Raw genomic sequence first — 17105 nt, 5'->3', positions numbered from 1 at the left:
CAGTACGTACGTATGAGAAGCGGTGACCGGATTCGTCCGGTCACCGCTTCTCGTGTTCCGGACGGGGGTTCATCGCATCCGCCACCGCGTCCAGCGCCGCGCAGGCCTCCGCCATCACCCGTTCCACCAGCTCCGCGCAGCTGGGCAGGTCCTCGATCAGACCTGCCACCTGGCCCGATGCCATCACGCCAAGATCCGTGCGGCCGTCGACCATGGACGCCTTCAGGAGCATCGGGGTGTTGGCTGCCAGCAGTACCTGGCTCCAGGACAGGTCCTTGCCGTGTTTCATCGCGAGACCGTCGCGCACCATCCGGGACCAGCCGGTTCCCGAGATCCGCCTGAAGCCCGCAGCCCGGCGCACCGCCTGGGCCAACGCCCGTACCCGGCCCGCGTTCTCCAGCGCGGCGACCATCTCCGTACGCAGCATCCGGTGCGGGAGCCCGTCCACCGCCGTGGTGAGGGTGACGTCCTTGACGCCCGCCGCCAGATAGCGGGCCTTCACCGCGTCCGGCACGGTCGAGTCCGACGTCAGCAGGAACCGCGTCCCCATCGCGATGCCAGCCGCCCCGTACGCCAGCGCCGCGACCAGGCCCCGGCCGTCGTGGAAGCCGCCCGCCGCGATCACCGGGATGCCGACCGCGTCGACGACCTGGGGCAGCAGCACGGTGGTTGCCACCTCGCCCGTGTGCCCGCCGCCCTCGCCGCCCTGCACGATCACCGCGTCCGCACCCCACGCCGCGACCTTCTCGGCATGGCGCCGGGCACCGATCGACGGGATCACGACCACGCCCGCGTCCTTCAGTTCGGCGATGAGCTCCTTCGAGGGGGCCAGCGCGAAGGACGCCACCTTCACGCCCTCGTCGACGATGATCCGCACCCGCTCGCGGGCATCACCGGCGTCGGCGCGCAGATTGACGCCGAACGGCTCGTCCGTACGGGATCTGACCTCCCGTACCGCTGCCCGCAGTTGCTCCGTGGTCATCGTCGCGGAGGCCAGGATTCCGAGCGCGCCGGCCCGGGCCGTGGCGGAGACCAGGCGGGGGCCCGCGACCCAGCCCATACCGGTCTGGACGAGGGGGTGGCGGACGCCGACGAGGTCCGTGAGCGCGGTCCGCATCAGACCCGGACCTCGCGGTTCCGGGTGCCGCTCGGGTCGATGACCTCGCGGATCAGGGCTAGCTCGGCGGCGGTCGGCTCCCGGGTGCACGGGACGTCGTCGGCGATCGTGAGCGCGAAACCGGTGGCCTCGCGGACCTGGTCGGCGGTGACGCCGGGGTGCAGCGAGGCGAGGCGCATCGAGTGGTCCGGGGTCGCGAAGTCGAGGACGCCGAGATCGGTGACGACGCGCGGGATGCGGTGGTAGCGGGTCGCCGAGGGCCCGGCCGCCGCGGCACTGTCGTAGCCGACTCCGCAGATCATGTCGACGCGTTCGACGAAGACCCGGGTGGAGTGCTTGGGGATCCAGTAACTGACCGGGTTGTTCAGGGTGTTGACCGGGGCGCCGCGTACGCCGAGGAGCTGGCGGGCGGGCTGTTCCCAGTCGCCGATGCAGGAGATGTTCTGGTTGCCGAACCGGTCGATCTGGCTCGCCCCCATCATCACGTGACGTCTGCCGCCCGTGACCATGGTGAGGTGCTGGCGGTACGGCAGCCAGCCCTCCGCCGTGCCGTCGGGGCCGACGATCAGCGCCTCGCCGTCGGTGAGCAGCAGATCGGGCGAGAAGGTGCGTCTGGCGAGCCGGGCGCCGACGGACGGGATGAGCCCCATCGGGCTGGCGAGCACCTCGCCGTTGCCGCGCCAGGCATCGGCGCAGGCGATCACGCAGTACTCGGCGCGGGAGGCGGTCCGGTTGTTCACTTCTGCTCCTCGTGCCAGTTCTCGACGGCCAGCCGGTAGCTCTTCTCGTTGCCGTCCGCGGGCAGGAAGCGGTCGCCGAAGGCCGCCCAGGCACCGGGGTCGGCGGCCGCGGCCGCGTACGCCCTCTGGAACGCCTCGTCGCGCGGGTGGTCGGGGACGCAGGAGGTGAAGTGCGCGCCGTTCGGGGTCTCGACGACGCCGGTGACGGAGTGCCGCTTGACGAGGAGGGTCTGCGGGGCGGCGCTCCCGGTCAACTCGGCGGTTTCCACGAGACGTTCGCAGGAGACGTACGCGGTGTCGGCGGCCTCGCAGAACAGGTCGTCGAAGTACGGGTCGGGGCCGAGGTACTGGCCGTTGCCGAACCGGTCGGCGCGGTTCATGTGGACCAGTGCCGCGTCCATCCGCAGGGCGGGCATCGCGACGAACTCCTCACGGTCCTCGTACGGCGAAGTGACCGTGCGCAGGCCCGGGTTGACCCGCATCACGTCCGAACCGATACCGGCACGGACGGGGAGGAACGGCAGCCGGTTCGCGGCGGCGTGCAGCCCCCACATGAACATCGCCTCGTCGATCTCCATCAGCTCGAACGCGCCGCGCTGGCGGGCCGCCCTGAAGTGGGGTTCGAGCGGGATCGAGTCGAGCGTGACGAAGGCCGTGACCAGCTTGCGGATCTTTCCGGCGGCGGCGAGCAGGCCGACGTCGGGGCCGCCGTACGTGATCACCGTGAGGTCGTTGATCCCGGAACGCAGCAGCGCCCGGACCAGCGCCATCGGCTTGCGGCGCGAGCCCCAGCCGCCGATGCCGATCGTCATCCCGCTGCCGAGCCGGGAGACGATCTCGTCGGCCGTCATGGTCTTGTCGGTCATGGTCATGCCTCCTCGCGCTTCCTCATGTCTTCCTGCCGAAGGTGCCGCGGACGCGGTCGGCGACTTTGCCGAGGTTGGCCTCGAAGGTGAAGCCCTGCTCGAAGCGGTAGCTGCGGCGTACGTCCACCGGGTCGATCCCGTTGATGGCGGCCTTGGCCAGCCGGATCAGACAGCCGTTTTTACGGGCGATCTCGCCCGCCAACTCCATTGCCGTATCCAGGAGTTCATCGCGGGGTACGACCTTCCAGACCGAGCCGTGGGCGTGCAGTTCGGCGGCGGTGGCGGTGCGCGAGGTGTAGTACAGCGCGCGCATCAGGTGCTGCGGTACGAGCCTGGCGAGATGGGTCGCGGCGCCGAGCGCGCCCCGGTCCAGCTCGGGCAGGCCGAACGTCGCGTCGTCGCTCGCCACGATCGCGTCCGCGTTGCCGACGAGACCAATGCCGCCGCCGAGGCAGTGGCCGTTCACCGCGGCGACGACCGGGACCTCGCACTCGTACACCGCCGAGAACGCCTCGTAACAGCCGCGGTTGGCGCCGATCAGGACGTCGTGCCCGGTGTCGCGCTGCATCTCCTTGATGTCGACGCCCGCGTTGAAACCGCGCCCGGCGGCGGCCAGCACGACACAGCGGATCCCGGGATCGCGGCCCGCGGCGCGGAGGGCGTCGGCGAGGTCGTACCAGCCCCGTACCGGGAGTGCGTTGACGGGCGGGTAGTCGACCGTGAGGAGACAGATGCCCTTGCCGGGACGTGCGGTGGAGACACCCATGGGCGAATCAGCTACCTTTCCACCAAACATTTGTTAGGTGTGGAAGGTAGCAGCCTGCCCCCGCATCGCCAACAAGGAGACGGGTCATGACCGCAGACAGTGACGGGCGCGGCACGGGGCTCTGCGCGGGCCGCGTCGTGATCGTGACGGGTGCCGGGCGCGGGCTCGGCCGGGCCCACGCGCTGGCCTTCGCCGCCGAGGGGGCGAAGGTCGTGGTCAACGATCTCGGTGTCGGCCCGGACGGCGGCGCAGGCTCGGCGGACCCGGCCCGTCAGGTGGCCGATGAAATCGTGGCGGCGGGCGGCGAAGCGGTCGCCCACGGCGGGGACGTCGCCACGACGGAAGGGGCCGCATCGCTGGTCACGGCCGCGCTGGAGGCCTTCGGGCGGCTGGACACGCTGGTCAACAACGCGGGATTCCTGCGGGACCGGATGCTGGTGAATCTGGACGAGGACGACTGGGACGCGGTGATGCGGGTCCATCTCAAGGGCCACTTCCTGCCGTTGAGGCATGCGGCCGCGCACTGGCGGGCCGAGGCGAAGGCGGGGCGCACGCCGGTCGCGCGGGTGATCAACACCAGCTCCGGTGCGGGGCTGCTCGGGAGCGTCGGACAGGGCAACTACTCCGCCGCGAAGGCGGGCATCGTGGGTCTCACGCTCGTCGCCGCCGCGGAGACGAGCCGGTACGGGGTCCAGGTCAACGCGATCGCCCCGGCCGCCCGGACCCGGATGACCGAGCGGACGTTCGCGCGGACGATGACGGCCCCGGGGGAGGGGGAGTTCGACGCGATGGCCCCCGGGAACGTGTCCCCGCTGGTGGTCTGGCTCGGGTCGGCGGCGAGCGACGGGGTGACCGGCCGGGTCTTCGAGACGGAGGCCGGCCGCATCACGGTCATGCAGGGCTGGCGCCCCGGCCCCACCGCGGACCGGGGCGCCCGGTGGTCACCGGCGGAGGCGGGCGAGGCGACCCGGAAACTGCTCGCGCAGGCGGAGCCGGCACGGCCGGTGTACGGGGCGGGGGGCTGAATCGTGCCCGGCAGGATCAAGCCCCTCCGGCGATTGAGGAGCGGGGGTCCGGGGCAGCGCCCCCGGTTGCTTCAGGTGGTGCAGTCCAGGACCGTCCGGCACAACCCGCACCGGGCCCGCACCCGCCCCCGCACCGGAACGCGAATGCGCTGATTGCAGGTGGGGCAGGCGAAGGAGACCCGGAGACCCTGCGGGCCGTTCTCGAAGGCGTACGGGGTGGCGGGGCCCGGGGCCGTCCCCGTCCCCGGATGCTCCTGGGCGTGCCGCCGGTCCTTGGCGTAACGGTGACGGCCCGCCCACCCCGCGGCCGTGAGCGGTGGCTGCCGGGTGTCCTGGAGAGCCTGGGCGCGCCCTTTCGTGTACGCCGTGTACGCCTGTGGACTCGTGAACCACGGGGAGGGGTCCTCGTCGAAGGCGAACGCCCGCTTGGCGAGGACGTATCCGAACTCCTCCGGGGTGAGATAGCCGAGCTTCTGGCTGGACACGGCGTCCTCGCGGAAGGCGTCCAGCAGCAGCCAGCCCGCGCCCAGATATGTCGTCGCGGTGTCGGTGAGGATCTCGTTGTCGCGCGTACCGGGGAATTCCAGGCCGAGGCGGTGCAGCAGCACATGCATGACCTCGTGCGAGAGCGCGGCGCCGATGTCTCTGCGATGGGTGCGGAACCGGTCGTTCAGCTCGATGAAGTACTCGGGCCCTGCGGCGAGTTCGACGCTCGCGGCATGCTCCATCGTCCGGAAGCCGACGATCACGCGGGCGTCCGGCAGGCGCAGGTGCTGGACCACGGCCCGCGCCACCCGCTGGGCGCCGAGATGGAGATCGTCGTTGTCGGAGAACGCGGCGTCGGCGGGGACGAGGCTCGGGGCGTAACCGTGGACCCCGTCGTACGACAGTCGCCGGTACAGCGCCGTGATCGCGGACCGGACGGTGTCGAGATGCGGAAAGCCATGGATCACCGGACTGCCGTTTCGCCCGTGGTCCCGGCTGCTGTACGTCACGTCCGTACCCCCATCCGCGACGCTCGGCCGCTCTTCACTGTAGCCGCAGCGGTCCGGACGATCTTGGCCGGAAAGTGGACCTTGTGGGGGCGGTGATCATTTCTCGATAATCCGGACCATGCCTTTGTCGGGGGCATGACGAGTTTCGGTTGTCTGCGGCACGGCCCCGACCCGGGCACGCACCCCCCACGAGAACCCCCCACAAGCACCCCCCACGAAAGAAGGCAGTCCGTTGAAGCAGCTTCTGCGCGCCGTGAAAAGATGCTCCGTCATAGCCGCCGTGGTCCTCGCGGCCGTCTCCCTCCAGCCCGCCGGGGCGTCCGCCGCCCCCACCCCGGTCGTCGGCGGAACCCGCGCCGCCCAGGGTGAATTCCCGTTCATGGTCCGGCTGTCCATGGGCTGTGGCGGCGCTCTCTACGCCAAGAACATCGTCCTCACCGCCGCGCACTGTGTGAACGGTTCGGGCAACAACACCTCCATCACCGCCACCGCGGGCGTCGTCGACCTCCAGTCCTCCAGCGCCATCAAGGTCAAGTCCACCAAGGTCCTCCAGGCCCCCGGCTACAACGGCGCGGGCAAGGACTGGGCGCTGATCAAGCTGGCCCAGCCCATCGACCTGCCGACTCTGAAGATCGCCACCAACACCACGTACAACACCGGCACCTTCACCGTCGCGGGCTGGGGCGCCGCCACCGAGGGCGGCGGACAGCAGCGGTATCTGCTGAAGGCCACCGTGCCGTTCGTCTCCGACGCCAACTGCCAGAGCGCGTACGACGGCGACCTCATCCCCAGCGAGGAGATCTGCGCCGGATACCTCGGAACCGGCGGCGTGGACACCTGCCAGGGCGACTCCGGCGGACCCATGTTCCGCAAGGACAACGCCGGAGCCTGGATCCAGGTGGGCATCGTCAGCTGGGGCATCGGCTGTGCACAGCCGGACTACCCGGGCGTGTACACCGAGGTCTCGACGTTCGCCGCCAACATAGCCTCGGCAGCGTCCACGCTCTGACGCCCCGCCCGGCTGTGCCGGATCAGCTCCGAACATCCCCTGGGGTGCCCGCCCGGACGGGCACCCCAGGGCCCAGCCGCGCATACGGTGCGCCCGCGCCCTCCAGCTCCAGCACCCACACCTCGTTGGTGCCCTCCCGCAGCACCGGCCCCGGTACGTACAGCGTCCGCTGCGGGCCCGCCGACCAGTAGCGCCCCAGGCAGAAGCCGTTCACCCATACGAACCCGCGCGTCCAGTCCGGCAGTTCGAGCCCCGCATGCCCGGTGCCGTCCGCACCCGCGACCTCGAACGTCCCCCGGAACAGTCCGGTACGTCCGGCTTCCCCCGCTTCCCCCGCTCCATCGGCACCCCAGGTGCTCCGGAAGGCCACCCCGGCCAGCGCGTCCGGCTCCTCGAACGCCTCCAGCCGCAGCGCCCGTGCCCGTACACCGTGCAGGAACTGCCGCTCGTGCAGCACCCCGCCCGTGATCCCCTTGGCTTCACCGAGCCGCGGCCCGTAGTTGATGCGGCCCAGCGACTCCACCCACAGCTCGACCTCCGCGGGTCCGGCCACCGGCTCGTCCAGGGCGCCGTTCTCGTCGCTCAGTACACCCTTTTGGACCCCGTTCACGTACACCACGGCCCGGTCCCGGAGCCCCGCCACACCCAGGGCGTACGGGCCGCGCGGGCCCGGGACGCCGACCCGATAGCGCACCAGGCCCCGGTCGACGCCCAGCTCCTCGAAGGTCGGCGGAACGCCGGACGGCGCCGGCTCCTCGTCGCCCAGCGCCTCCAGCACGGCGGCCAGCGGGGCCCAGTCCGTCAGCTCCGCCTGTACGGGGGCCGCCAGGCCGACGGGCTCGGGCGGAAGCTCCGGAAGCGGCCCGTCCGCGTACTCGGCGAGCACCTTGCGAAACTGCCGGAACTTCTCCGTGGGGCGGCCGTACTCGTCGATCGGCGCGTCGTAGTCGTACGAGGTCACCGTCGGCAAAAAGCCCTGGTCCTGCAGCGGACCGGACCGGTTGGCCCCCGCCCATCCGGCGAAGCTCGTACCCCCGTGCGCCATGTAGATGTTCACCGAGGCCCCGCACTCCAGGATCTCCCGCAGCGAGGCGGCGGCCTGCGCCGGATCCCGTACGACCGGCTCGGCACCCCAGTGCTCGAACCACCCGCACCAGAACTCCATGCACATCAGCGGCCCCTTCGGCTGATGGCGGCGCAGTACCTCGAACGCCTCGCGCGCACCCGATCCGAAGTTCGCCGTGGCGAGCAGGCCCGGCACGGAGCCGCCGGACAGCATGTGGTCCTCCGGCCCGTCGGAGGTGAACAGCGGCACGGTCACACCGAGCTCCCGCAGCATCCCGGCCACCCGCTGCAGATAGACCTGATCGGTGCCGTAGCTCCCGTACTCGTTCTCCGCCTGGACCATGATCACCGGGCCGCCGTGTCCGATCTGCCGCTGCACCACCTGCGGCAGCAGCGCCGTGAACCACCGCTCCACGGCGCCCAGATACTCCTCGTCACGGGTCCGCACCCGTCGCCCGAACCACCCCGTCACCCAGGCCGGCAGGCCGCCGTTCTCCCACTCGGCACAGATGTACGGTCCCGGGCGGACGATCGCCCACAGCCCGGCGCGCTGCGCCGCGTCCAGGAACCGGCCGAGCGCCGCCACGTCCCGGAAGCGGCCGGGCCGCGGCTCATGGAGATTCCACGGCACATACGTCTCGACACAGTTGAGCCCCATGGCACGCAGCATCGACAGCCGGTGGACCCACTGCGCCTCGTGGACCCGGAAGTAGTGCAGGGCCCCCGACAGCAGCCGTACGGGCTTCCCGTCGAGCCGGAAGTGGTCGTCCCCCACGGTGAAGTCAGCCATCGTGCTCGTACTCTCCTGTGCGTGCGGTCTCCCGGGGCCGGTACGCCGGTACGCACCACGGGGCGGGCGAACCCGGGGGGAATGTCGTGACCAACCTTCGCCCCTGGCGTGCGGCCGGTCCATGGACAAAGATCACTGCTGTTTGGACACAACTGTTCGGATGCCCGGACCGGGGAGGAAGGAAGGCCGATGTACCACACCTGGATGCGCTTCTTCACTCCCAGCCCGCTCCACCACCGGCTGGGCCTCGTCTGCCTGGGTGTGGGACTGCAGCACGGCGCACTGCCGACGGTCGGACCGCGCACCCTGGACCACCACGTGGCCGTCGTCATCAACTCCGGCAGCGGCTGGTTCAGCGGCTTTGACGGCCGCCGGGTGCCCGTCGTCGCCCCCAGCCTGATCTGGCTGACCCCCGGCACGCCGCACCACTACGGCGCCGATCCGGGCACCGGCTGGGACGAGAGCTTCGTCGACTTCACCGGCCCCGCCACCGCCACGTACACCGAACTCGGCTACATCGAGCCCGACCGTCCGCTCGTCCCCCTCGCCGACACGGCGGGGCCGCGTGCCGCGGTGGGGCGGATGGTGCGGGCGGCACGGCGCGGCAACCCGCTGCTGGAGGTCGAGACCGGTGCCGCCGTCCATGAACTCCTCGTCGCCCTGCGCCGGGCCCGCGCCGATGTCGGCCCCGACGGAGACCCCGTCCTTCAGGCCCTCGCCCGGGACGCCTTCCAGCCGCTTTCCGTCGCCGAGCACGCGGCCCGGCACGGCATGACACCGGCCGAGCTGCGTACGGCGGTAAGGCGGGGCGCGGGGTGCAGCCCCAAGGACTACCTGCTCGGCATCCGGCTCGGCCGGGCCAAGGAGCTCCTGGCCGCCACGGACCTGCCGGTCGCCGCGGTCGCCCGCCGCGTGGGCTACGACGACCCGGCGTACTTCTCCCGTCTGTTCGCCCGCCGGGTCGGCACCGCCCCGGTCCGCTTCCGCGAACAGCAGGGCCGCAGCGTCCCGGGCGGCTGGAGCGATCAGGTCCCGGACCCGGAACACCCACCGACGATCTCCCCGGGCCCGGCCGTCTAAGCTCGCTGACCATGACCACGAGGGACATCGACGAGTCCGTGAGCGCGGAACTGAACCGGCTGCGCGAGAGCATCGACAACATCGACGCCGCTGTTGTCCATATGCTCGCCGAGCGCTTCAAGTGCACCCAGCAAGTCGGCCACCTCAAGGCCGCCCACCACCTCCCCCCGGCCGACCCGGCCCGCGAGAGCCGGCAGATCGCCCGGCTGAGGCAGCTGGCGGAGAGCGCGCACCTGGACCCGGCCTTCGCGGAGAAGCTGCTGAACTTCGTCGTGGCGGAGGTCATCCGCCACCACGAACGGATCGCGGAGGAGTCGGCGACGAACGGGGAGGAGTGAGCGCCGGGGCGCCGCCCCGCACACGGACCGCTCAGCGCTCGCCGGCTTGCAGCGGGGACGGGCCGGACTGGCCGCCCGCCCGCTTGCGCCTCGACCACGCCACCCAGGCACTCACCAGCAGACCGAGACCCGTGGCGAGGACGACGAGCCCGGCCGAGGCCGACTCATTGACGTGGCCGCCATCGCCCTCCGATGCGGGGAGCCCGGCGGCCGCGAAGTGCGGGAGGACCAGCAGCCCCGCCCCCACCAGGCCCGCTACCGCCCAGCCGACGCTTTCGCGGCGCGGGGAACGGGCGGACACCAGAGCCCCCACCGTCAGAAGCACCGCGCAGCCCAGCGCCGGCAGCACCGTATAGGTCAGCCACTCGGACAGCAACGGCCGCCAGTACCACTGCGATTCGGGCCTCGGTCCGTCGAAGTGGTACAGCGTCCGCGGCTGCGGCGCCCCCAGGAAGTCCCGGAGCGACCTGGGCACCAGCCCGCCCAGCAGCCCGCCGACGAAGACCGGGCGAGCGAAACGCGCCGCCCCGCTGTCCTCCCTTTGCCGGGCCGCCCGCCCGACCCGAAGGCCCAGCACGGCACACCAGCCGGCCGGCAGCCCCAGGAACACGCCCCTGACCGCGCCGTAACCGATGGGCGTCCAGACGTTCCAGGGATAGTTCTGCGTGTGCGCGGCGCGCCAACTCCCCGCGAGACACCAGGCAACCGCCCCGGCCGCCACACCCCACGGCACGACACCCACGGCTCACCGCCCCGCACCACGCGTGCGCACTGCCTGCCCCATCCGCCCCGACACTCCCTCCCGGCACCTGCCTGCGGCGCCTCCCACAACGCGGGACGCGGCAGCCGTCCGTCCGTACGGTTGCGGCCCCAGTGACGGTGGCGTACAGCGGGGCAGGCGAGAGAGATTTCGCCGCGGGGTCTTGCGGTCAACTACTTAAGCACTTAGATTTTTAGCCCTGAGGTAATCGATTCGATCGCAGGAGGCCGACTGATGCTTGCCGACGAGGTGTTGGACGAGGTGTTGGTCGCGGGACAGTGGCGACAGGGCCGCGGTGCCCTCATCGAGACGGTCGACCCGGCCACCGGCCAGGTCATCGCCACCGTGCACGCCGCATCCCTCGCCGACGTCGAGGAGGCCGCCACCGCCGCCGCGCACGCCGCCCAGGACCCCGCGTGGCGCGAGCTGCCCGCCCACCTCCGCGCCCGGCTGCTCCACCGCATCGCCGACCTCGTCGAGCAGGACGCCGACCGGCTCTCCGCGCTCCAGACCGCCGACACCGGCAAGTGCCGCGCCGAGACCCGTGCCCTCGTGCTCAGCGCGGCCGGCACCTTCCGCTACACCGCCGCCGCGCTGGAGACCGCCGAGGACGCGATCACCCCGTCCCGCGGCCCGTACCTCACGATGAGCGTCCATGAGCCCATCGGCGTCGTCGGCGCGATCACCCCCTGGAACTCGCCCATCGCCAGCGACGCCCAGAAGCTCGCCCCCGCGCTCGCCGCGGGCAACGCCGTGCTCCTCAAGCCCGCCGAGTGGACCCCGCTCGTCGCCCTAGCCCTCGGCCGCCTCGTCCACCGGGCACTGACCGAGGCCGCACTGCCCACCGCCCTGCTCTCCGTGCTGCCCGGCCGCGGCAGCGTCATCGGCGACGCCATCGTCCGCCACCCGGCCGTCGGGAAGATCACCTTCACCGGGGGTACGGACACCGGGCGCACCCTCGCGCACATCGCCGCCGACAGGCTGATCCCCGCATCGCTGGAGCTCGGCGGGAAGTCCCCGACGATCGTCCTGGAGGACGCCGACCTGGAGCAGGCCCTGGCCGGAGTCATGTACGGCGTCTTCTCCTCCAGCGGACAGAGCTGCATCGCCGGGTCACGGCTCTTCGTCGCCCGTGCGCGCTACGAGGAGTTCGTCGGCGAACTCGTCGCCCGCACCCGGAAGTTGCGCATCGGACCCGGCACCGACCCGGACACCCAGGTCGCCCCGCTCGTCCACCGCAAGCACCGCGACAGCGTCGCCGCGTACGTGGACCTGGCCCGCGAGGAGGGCGGCACAGTGCGCTGCGGGGGAGCGGCGCCCGATGGCCGCCTCCACCGCGAAGGCGCCTACTACCTCCCCACCGTTCTGGACGGCCTGCCCAACACCGCACGCGTCTGCCAGGAGGAGATCTTCGGCCCGGTCGTCGTCGCCCTGCCCTTCGACGACGAGGACGACCTCGTCGCCCAGGCCAACGACAGCGTGTACGGCCTGGCCTGCGGCATCTGGACCCGGGACCACGCCAGGGCCTGGCGGCTGGCCCGCCGGATCGACGCGGGGACCGTCTGGATCAACACGTACAAGCAGTTCAGCATCTCCACCCCGTTCGGCGGGCTGAAGGACAGCGGCATCGGCACCGAGAAGGGCCGCGACCTGATCCGCGGCTACCAGCGGCAGAAGTCCCTCTACTGGTCCACCGACACCGCACCGCTGCCCTGGGCCGCCAACTGATCCCGAGAAGAGAGGAGTCGGAGAACACCATGGCTCACGAGAACCTCCACGCCCGCCCCACCGCAAGGCGTGAACCCGTCGCCCGGCTGCGCGCCCTGCGCTCCGTCGAACTGCACACCCCCGCCTTCACCGAGTCCGCCGACTTCTACAGCGAGGTCTGGGGACTGGAACCCGTCGAACGGGAGGCCGACGCCACCTGGCTGCGCGGCACCGGCGAGGAACACCACGTCCTCGCCCTCACCCGCGGCGAACGCAACGGACTGGGCCGCATCACCTTCGCCGTCGCCACCCCCGCCGAGATCGACGAGGCCGCCCGTCGGCTCCTCGCCCGCGGCATCGTCCCCGTCACCGGACCCGGCCCCCTCGACCAGGTCGGCGGCGGCTACGGGCTCCGCTTCACCGACCCCGAGGGCCGGCTGATCGAGCTCAGCGCCCAGACCCACGCCGTCGCCCCGCGAGGCCGCGACAGCGCCGTACCCGTCGGCGTCACCCACACCGTCCTCAACACCACCGACATCGACGCCGCCGTCGCCTTCTACACCTCGGTCCTCGGGCTGCGCGTCTCCGACTGGTCCGAGCACCAGATGGCCTTCCTGCGCTGCAACGCCGACCACCACTGCATCGCGTTCAACCAGGCGGAGTGGGCCTCGCTCAACCACGTCGCGTACGAGATGACGTCCGTCGACCACTTCATGCGCGGTCTGGGACGGCTCCGGCACCACGGCATCGACCCCCAGTGGGGGCCCGGCCGGCACGGACCCGGCAACAACACCTTCTCGTACTTCACCGACCCTGCCGGACTCGTCTGCGAATACACCTCCGAGGTCGCCCAGATCGTCGAGGACGCCTGGATCGCCAAGGTCTGGCGGCGGATCCCCGAACTCTCCGACCTGTGGGGGACCGCGGGAGCGCCGTCCGCACGGATCCGCTGCCACATGGCCGGCGAACCCGACCCCGGGCCACTGGCCCCCGCCACTGACGAGGTGTCCGCATGACCACCACCATCCGCCCCACGACCCGTCCCGTGTGCCGCATCGGCCTCGTCGGCTGGGGAGCCATCGGCCGGGTCGTCGGCGCCGCACTCGCCGAAGGGCACGTCCCCGGCGCGGAGCTGACCTGCGTGATCGACAACCGGCCACTCGTCGACGCCCCCGCGCCACAGCTGTCGTTCGAGGACGCGCTCGGCGTCTGCGACCTGATCGTCGAAGCCGCCGGGCAGGCAGTGGTACGGGAATGGGCCGAGCGGGTCCTCGGCAGCGGCACCGACCTGCTGATCGCCTCCACCGGCGCGCTCGTCGACGACGCGCTCGTCGACCGGCTGCGGTCCGCCGGACCCGGCCGGGTCTACTTCACCGGCGGAGCGGTCGGCGGACTCGACCTCCTCCAGGCCGTACGGGGACTGGGCGCCCTCACCTCCGTCACCCTGACCACCACCAAGCTGCCCGCCACCCTCCACCAGCCGTGGATGGACGCCGAGTTGACCGAGCGGCTGCGAACGGCCACCGAGCCGGTCGAGGTGATGCGCGGCACCGCCCGCGACGTCCCGGTGAAGTTCCCCAAGTCCACCAATGTGGCCGCGTCCGTCGCCCTGGCCACCGGCGACCCGGACCTGGTCGAGGTCGTCGTCGTGGCCGACCCCGCCGCCACGCTCACCCGGCATGTCATCGAGGCAGCGGGCCCGCACGGCGCGTACCGCTTCGAGGTCGCCCACCGGCCCGACGCCACCAACCCCGCCACCAGCCAGGTCGTGCCGCACGCCGTGCTCCGCAGCCTCGGCGCCGTCGTCGGCCGGGCGGGACAGATCCTGTGACCACCACCCCGACCACCGAAGGCCTGCACACCCAGGAGGCCGGGAGCCCCGACGCGCCGCTGCTGCTCTGCCTGCACGGCATCGGCTCCTCGTCCGCCGCCTTCGCCCCGCAACTCGCCGGACTCCGTGACCGGGTACGGGTGGTGGCCTGGGACGCCCCCGGATACGCGGCCTCCGCCGACCCCGGCCACGCCCCCGGCCTCGACGGCTACGCCGACACCGCCGCCGCACTCATCCGCGAACGCGGCGGCCGCGCGCACGTCCTCGGCGTCTCCTGGGGCGGAGTCATCGCACTCCGCCTCGCCGCCCGCCACCCCCACCTCGTCGACTCACTGATCGTCGCCGACTCCAGCCGCGGATCGGGCGTCCACCCGGACAGGGCCGAGGCGATGCGCGGCCGCTCGGCCCGGCTCGCCGCCGAAGGCCCGGACGCCTTCGCCGCCGCCCGCGGCCCGCGCCTGGTCTCCGCCGACGCCCCCGCCGAACTCGTCGAACGCGTCGTCGCGACCATGGCCGCCTCCGTCCGTACCCCCGGATACGGGTACGCGGCCGAGTCGATGGCCGAGGCCGACCTCACCGACGACCTGCCCACCATCACCGCACCGGCTCTCGTCCTGTGCGGCGAGGAGGACACCGTCACCGGAACCGAGGAGTCGCAGGCCGTCGCGGGCGGCCTCGCCAAGTCCGTCTACGTCACCCTCTCCGGCGCCGGCCACCTCTCCAACCAGGAACGGCCCGAGACGTTCAACGCCTGGGTCCGCGCCCACCTCCACGTCGTCGCCCGCATACCCGCGTGACGACGGCCCGCCCCCACCCGCACCGACGAACCGAGGAGCAACCCGTGCCCATCGACAACACCCCCTACGAGACCGACGGCGACCTCGCGAAGTACACCGACTCGCTGATCGCCACCAAGGACTCCCGCGAGCCCGACTGGAACACCCTCTCCTTCCAGGCGAAGGCCGGCGACCAGTACAGGCGCGCCCAGATCCGCTATGTCGGCTCCGGCGCCACCGGCAATCACGAGAACGACAACCGGATCATCCCGTCCGGCGGCTTCACCTTCTCCAACATGCTGCTCCCGCCCGGCGCCGAGGGCCCCGAGCACACCCACCACGACGTCGAGGAAGCCTTCTTCGTCCTGGAGGGCCAGGTCAGGGTCGGCATCCACCGCGGCGCCGACGAGGCCGAGTACCGCACCCTCGGCTACCGCGACATGATCGTCGTGCCTGCCGGAGTGGCCCGCTCGCTGAAGAACGAGGGCGACACCGACGCCCTGTTCTGCGTGATCATCGGCACCCGGAAGCCGCAGGTCCCGACCTACCCCGAGCACTCCCCGATGCACGGCATCACCCGCGACTGATGGCCACCGACGACACCTCCCGTACGCCGGACTCCTCCCGGGCGGAGCCGGCCACTCGTACGGTCGTCGTCACCGGCGCCGGCCGCGGCCTGGGACTGGCCGCGGCCCGCCGGATCGGCGCCGACGGCCACCGGGTCGTCATCGCCGAACTCGACGAACGGACCGGCGAACAGGCCGCCGACCAGCTCCGTGCCGAGGGCGTCACCGCGGATTTCCACCCGCTCGACGTCACCGACCCGGACTCCGTCGACGCCCTCGCCGCCACCCTCGCGGGCGACGGCACCAGGCTCCACGGCCTGGTCAACAACGCCGGTCTGGCCAACGCGGTCGGCGGCAGACCGTTCCACGAGATCGGCATCGAGGCATGGGACCGCATCATGAAGGTCAACGCCCGCGGCCCGTGGCTTGTCGCCCGAGCCCTTCTGCCGCTCATGGTGGCAGGCGGCGGCGGCCGGATCGTCAACCTCGCCTCGGACGCGGCCCTGTACGGCTCGCCCCGTCTCGCCCACTACATCGCCTCCAAGGGCGCCGTGATCTCCCTGACCCGGGCCATGGCGCGCGAGACCGGCGATCTCGGCATCACCGTCAACGCGGTCGCCCCCGGGCTGACCGAGGGGGAGTCCGCCGTGGACATCCCCGCCGAACGGCACGAGCTGTACCGGCTGAACCGGGCGATCTCCCGGCCCCAGCAACCGGCGGACGTGGTCGGCCTTATCGCCTTCCTCGTCGGTGACGAGTCCGGCTACATCACCGGCCAGACCTTCGCCGTCAACGGCGGCTTCACGATGCACTGAGCGGATCGGGCCCGCCCTCGGGCAGCCCGTCCTCGATCCGACGTACCCGGAACACCAGGAGCACCACATGGACCTGCGCCTCGCCGACCGCCGCATCCTCGTCACCGGCGGCAGCTCCGGCGTCGGCCTCGCCACGGTCCGCATGCTGCTCGCCGAAGGCACCCGCGTCGCCACCTGCGGCCGCCGCGCCGACGCACTCACCGCGGCCCTCGACGGACTCGCCGGACCGGACAGGCTGTACCACGCGCCCTGCGACGTACGCGACGAAGCCTCCGTACAGGCCTTCACCGAAGCAGCCGCCGACCACCTCGGCGGCCTCGACGGGCTCGTCAACAACGCCGGTGCCTCCCGGATGAAACCTTTCGCCGAGACCACCGCCGACGACTGGCGCGACGAACTGGAACTCAAGTTCTTCGGCGTTCTCCACCCTCTCCACGCCGCCCTGCCCCACCTGCGGAAATCCGGCAACGCGTCCGTCGTCAACATCAACGCGGTCCTCGCCAAGCAGCCCGAGACCCGGCTGATGACCACCAGCGCGGCCCGCGCCGGCATCCTCAACCTCTCCACCTCCCTGTCCAGGGAACTCGCCCCCGACGGCATCCGCGTCAACTCCGTCTGCCTCGGCCTCGTCGACACCGGGCAGTGGGAACGCCGGTACGCGGCCTCCGGCAGCCCCCTCGGCTACGCCGCCTGGCAGGCCGGACTCGCCGCCGACCGGGGCATCGCCCTGGGCCGCCTCGGCAACGCCGACGAAGTCGCCTACGCCGTAACGGCGTTGCTCTCGCCCAGGGCCTCGTACATCACCGGCACCACCGTCGACGTCTGCGGCGGCGTCAACCGCGGCATCGCCTGACCACCG

General features: G+C 71.9%; 18 protein-coding genes. 11 read left to right on the top strand and 7 right to left on the bottom strand.

The window, feature by feature from the left end; all coding sequences use genetic code 11:
• Positions 1 to 40: 40 nt before the first annotated feature.
• The 4 genes from OG507_RS10075 to OG507_RS10060 are packed head-to-tail and all read right to left on the bottom strand — an operon-like array spanning position 41 to position 3489.
• Positions 41 to 1117: an NAD(P)H-dependent flavin oxidoreductase gene (locus OG507_RS10075; RefSeq protein ID WP_327366820.1), complete on the bottom strand. Its 1077-nt coding sequence runs from the start codon at positions 1115 to 1117 to the stop codon at positions 41 to 43.
• A complete protein-coding gene (locus OG507_RS10070) occupies positions 1117 to 1857 on the bottom strand; it encodes a CoA-transferase subunit beta (RefSeq protein WP_327366819.1) in 741 nt (246 codons plus the stop codon). The genes OG507_RS10075 and OG507_RS10070 overlap by 1 nt, the downstream gene beginning before the upstream one ends.
• Positions 1854 to 2723 (bottom strand): CoA transferase subunit A, encoded by an 870-nt coding sequence (locus OG507_RS10065; RefSeq protein ID WP_327366818.1) that lies wholly within the window; start codon positions 2721 to 2723, stop codon positions 1854 to 1856. Before OG507_RS10065 ends, OG507_RS10070 begins: the two co-directional genes overlap by 4 nt.
• 22 nt (positions 2724 to 2745) lie before the next feature.
• A complete protein-coding gene (locus OG507_RS10060) occupies positions 2746 to 3489 on the bottom strand; it encodes an enoyl-CoA hydratase family protein (protein ID WP_327366816.1) in 744 nt (247 codons plus the stop codon).
• 86 nt (positions 3490 to 3575) lie between these two features.
• Between OG507_RS10060 and OG507_RS10055 the strand changes: the two genes are divergently transcribed.
• A complete protein-coding gene (locus tag OG507_RS10055; protein WP_327366815.1) occupies positions 3576 to 4514 on the top strand; it encodes an SDR family oxidoreductase in 939 nt (312 codons plus the stop codon).
• A 71-nt stretch (positions 4515 to 4585) separates the two neighbouring features.
• Here the strand turns inward: OG507_RS10055 and OG507_RS10050 are convergent, their stop codons facing one another.
• On the bottom strand, positions 4586 to 5509 hold the full coding sequence (locus tag OG507_RS10050; RefSeq protein ID WP_327366814.1) for a hypothetical protein: 924 nt from the start codon (positions 5507 to 5509) through the stop codon (positions 4586 to 4588).
• Between the two features lie 232 nt (positions 5510 to 5741).
• Between OG507_RS10050 and OG507_RS10045 the strand changes: the two genes are divergently transcribed.
• Positions 5742 to 6518, top strand: coding sequence for a serine protease (locus OG507_RS10045; protein WP_327366813.1), 777 nt, complete (start codon positions 5742 to 5744; stop codon positions 6516 to 6518).
• Between the two features lie 22 nt (positions 6519 to 6540).
• Here the strand turns inward: OG507_RS10045 and OG507_RS10040 are convergent, their stop codons facing one another.
• On the bottom strand, positions 6541 to 8373 hold the full coding sequence (locus tag OG507_RS10040; RefSeq protein ID WP_327366812.1) for a glycoside hydrolase family 35 protein: 1833 nt from the start codon (positions 8371 to 8373) through the stop codon (positions 6541 to 6543).
• Between the two features lie 189 nt (positions 8374 to 8562).
• On the opposite strand from OG507_RS10040, the gene OG507_RS10035 reads away from it, so the two are divergent.
• Complete coding sequence (locus tag OG507_RS10035; RefSeq protein ID WP_327366811.1) at positions 8563 to 9453, top strand: helix-turn-helix domain-containing protein; 891 nt, start codon at positions 8563 to 8565, stop codon at positions 9451 to 9453.
• Positions 9454 to 9464: 11 nt separating this feature from the next.
• Positions 9465 to 9791, top strand: coding sequence for a chorismate mutase (locus OG507_RS10030; RefSeq protein WP_327366810.1), 327 nt, complete (start codon positions 9465 to 9467; stop codon positions 9789 to 9791).
• A 31-nt stretch (positions 9792 to 9822) separates the two neighbouring features.
• On the opposite strand, the gene OG507_RS10025 is transcribed toward OG507_RS10030, so the two are convergent.
• Positions 9823 to 10533 carry a hypothetical protein gene (locus OG507_RS10025; RefSeq protein ID WP_327366809.1) on the bottom strand — a complete coding sequence of 237 codons (711 nt, stop codon included), beginning with the start codon at positions 10531 to 10533 and terminating at the stop codon, positions 9823 to 9825.
• A gap of 252 nt (positions 10534 to 10785) precedes the next feature.
• On the opposite strand from OG507_RS10025, the gene OG507_RS10020 reads away from it, so the two are divergent.
• From OG507_RS10020 to OG507_RS09990, 7 genes are all read left to right on the top strand, one after another.
• Complete coding sequence (locus OG507_RS10020; RefSeq protein WP_327366808.1) at positions 10786 to 12279, top strand: aldehyde dehydrogenase; 1494 nt, start codon at positions 10786 to 10788, stop codon at positions 12277 to 12279.
• Positions 12280 to 12308: 29 nt separating this feature from the next.
• Positions 12309 to 13274 carry a VOC family protein gene (locus OG507_RS10015; protein WP_327366807.1) on the top strand — a complete coding sequence of 322 codons (966 nt, stop codon included), beginning with the start codon at positions 12309 to 12311 and terminating at the stop codon, positions 13272 to 13274.
• Positions 13271 to 14089 carry an aspartate dehydrogenase domain-containing protein gene (locus OG507_RS10010; RefSeq protein WP_327366806.1) on the top strand — a complete coding sequence of 273 codons (819 nt, stop codon included), beginning with the start codon at positions 13271 to 13273 and terminating at the stop codon, positions 14087 to 14089. The genes OG507_RS10015 and OG507_RS10010 overlap by 4 nt, the downstream gene beginning before the upstream one ends.
• On the top strand, positions 14086 to 14886 hold the full coding sequence (locus OG507_RS10005; protein ID WP_327366805.1) for an alpha/beta fold hydrolase: 801 nt from the start codon (positions 14086 to 14088) through the stop codon (positions 14884 to 14886). The genes OG507_RS10010 and OG507_RS10005 overlap by 4 nt, the downstream gene beginning before the upstream one ends.
• 44 nt (positions 14887 to 14930) lie before the next feature.
• Complete coding sequence (locus OG507_RS10000) at positions 14931 to 15452, top strand: cupin domain-containing protein (protein WP_442810956.1); 522 nt, start codon at positions 14931 to 14933, stop codon at positions 15450 to 15452.
• Positions 15452 to 16246: an SDR family NAD(P)-dependent oxidoreductase gene (locus OG507_RS09995; protein ID WP_327366804.1), complete on the top strand. Its 795-nt coding sequence runs from the start codon at positions 15452 to 15454 to the stop codon at positions 16244 to 16246. Before OG507_RS10000 ends, OG507_RS09995 begins: the two co-directional genes overlap by 1 nt.
• 67 nt (positions 16247 to 16313) lie before the next feature.
• Entirely contained in the window at positions 16314 to 17099 is a 786-nt protein-coding gene (locus OG507_RS09990; RefSeq protein ID WP_327366803.1) for an SDR family oxidoreductase, read from the top strand.
• Positions 17100 to 17105 lie beyond the last annotated feature (6 nt).

The sequence above is a fragment of the Streptomyces sp. NBC_01217 genome (genome assembly GCF_035994185.1).
Lineage (GTDB): Bacteria > Actinomycetota > Actinomycetes > Streptomycetales > Streptomycetaceae > Streptomyces.
The sequence above is the reverse complement of the archived record's forward strand: the minus strand, read 5'-3'. Positions and strand labels throughout refer to the sequence as shown.

Coding starts and splice junctions, on each gene's coding strand:
- OG507_RS10030 (WP_327366810.1), top strand. CDS start 9,465: ATGACCACGAGGGACATCGACGAGTCCGTGAGCGCGGAACTGAACCGG.
- OG507_RS10065 (WP_327366818.1), bottom strand. CDS start 2,723: ATGACCGACAAGACCATGACGGCCGACGAGATCGTCTCCCGGCTCGGC.
- OG507_RS10015 (WP_327366807.1), top strand. CDS start 12,309: ATGGCTCACGAGAACCTCCACGCCCGCCCCACCGCAAGGCGTGAACCC.
- OG507_RS10020 (WP_327366808.1), top strand. CDS start 10,786: ATGCTTGCCGACGAGGTGTTGGACGAGGTGTTGGTCGCGGGACAGTGG.
- OG507_RS10060 (WP_327366816.1), bottom strand. CDS start 3,489: ATGGGTGTCTCCACCGCACGTCCCGGCAAGGGCATCTGTCTCCTCACG.
- OG507_RS10035 (WP_327366811.1), top strand. CDS start 8,563: ATGTACCACACCTGGATGCGCTTCTTCACTCCCAGCCCGCTCCACCAC.
- OG507_RS09995 (WP_327366804.1), top strand. CDS start 15,452: ATGGCCACCGACGACACCTCCCGTACGCCGGACTCCTCCCGGGCGGAG.
- OG507_RS10055 (WP_327366815.1), top strand. CDS start 3,576: ATGACCGCAGACAGTGACGGGCGCGGCACGGGGCTCTGCGCGGGCCGC.
- OG507_RS09990 (WP_327366803.1), top strand. CDS start 16,314: ATGGACCTGCGCCTCGCCGACCGCCGCATCCTCGTCACCGGCGGCAGC.
- OG507_RS10075 (WP_327366820.1), bottom strand. CDS start 1,117: ATGCGGACCGCGCTCACGGACCTCGTCGGCGTCCGCCACCCCCTCGTC.
- OG507_RS10010 (WP_327366806.1), top strand. CDS start 13,271: ATGACCACCACCATCCGCCCCACGACCCGTCCCGTGTGCCGCATCGGC.
- OG507_RS10040 (WP_327366812.1), bottom strand. CDS start 8,373: ATGGCTGACTTCACCGTGGGGGACGACCACTTCCGGCTCGACGGGAAG.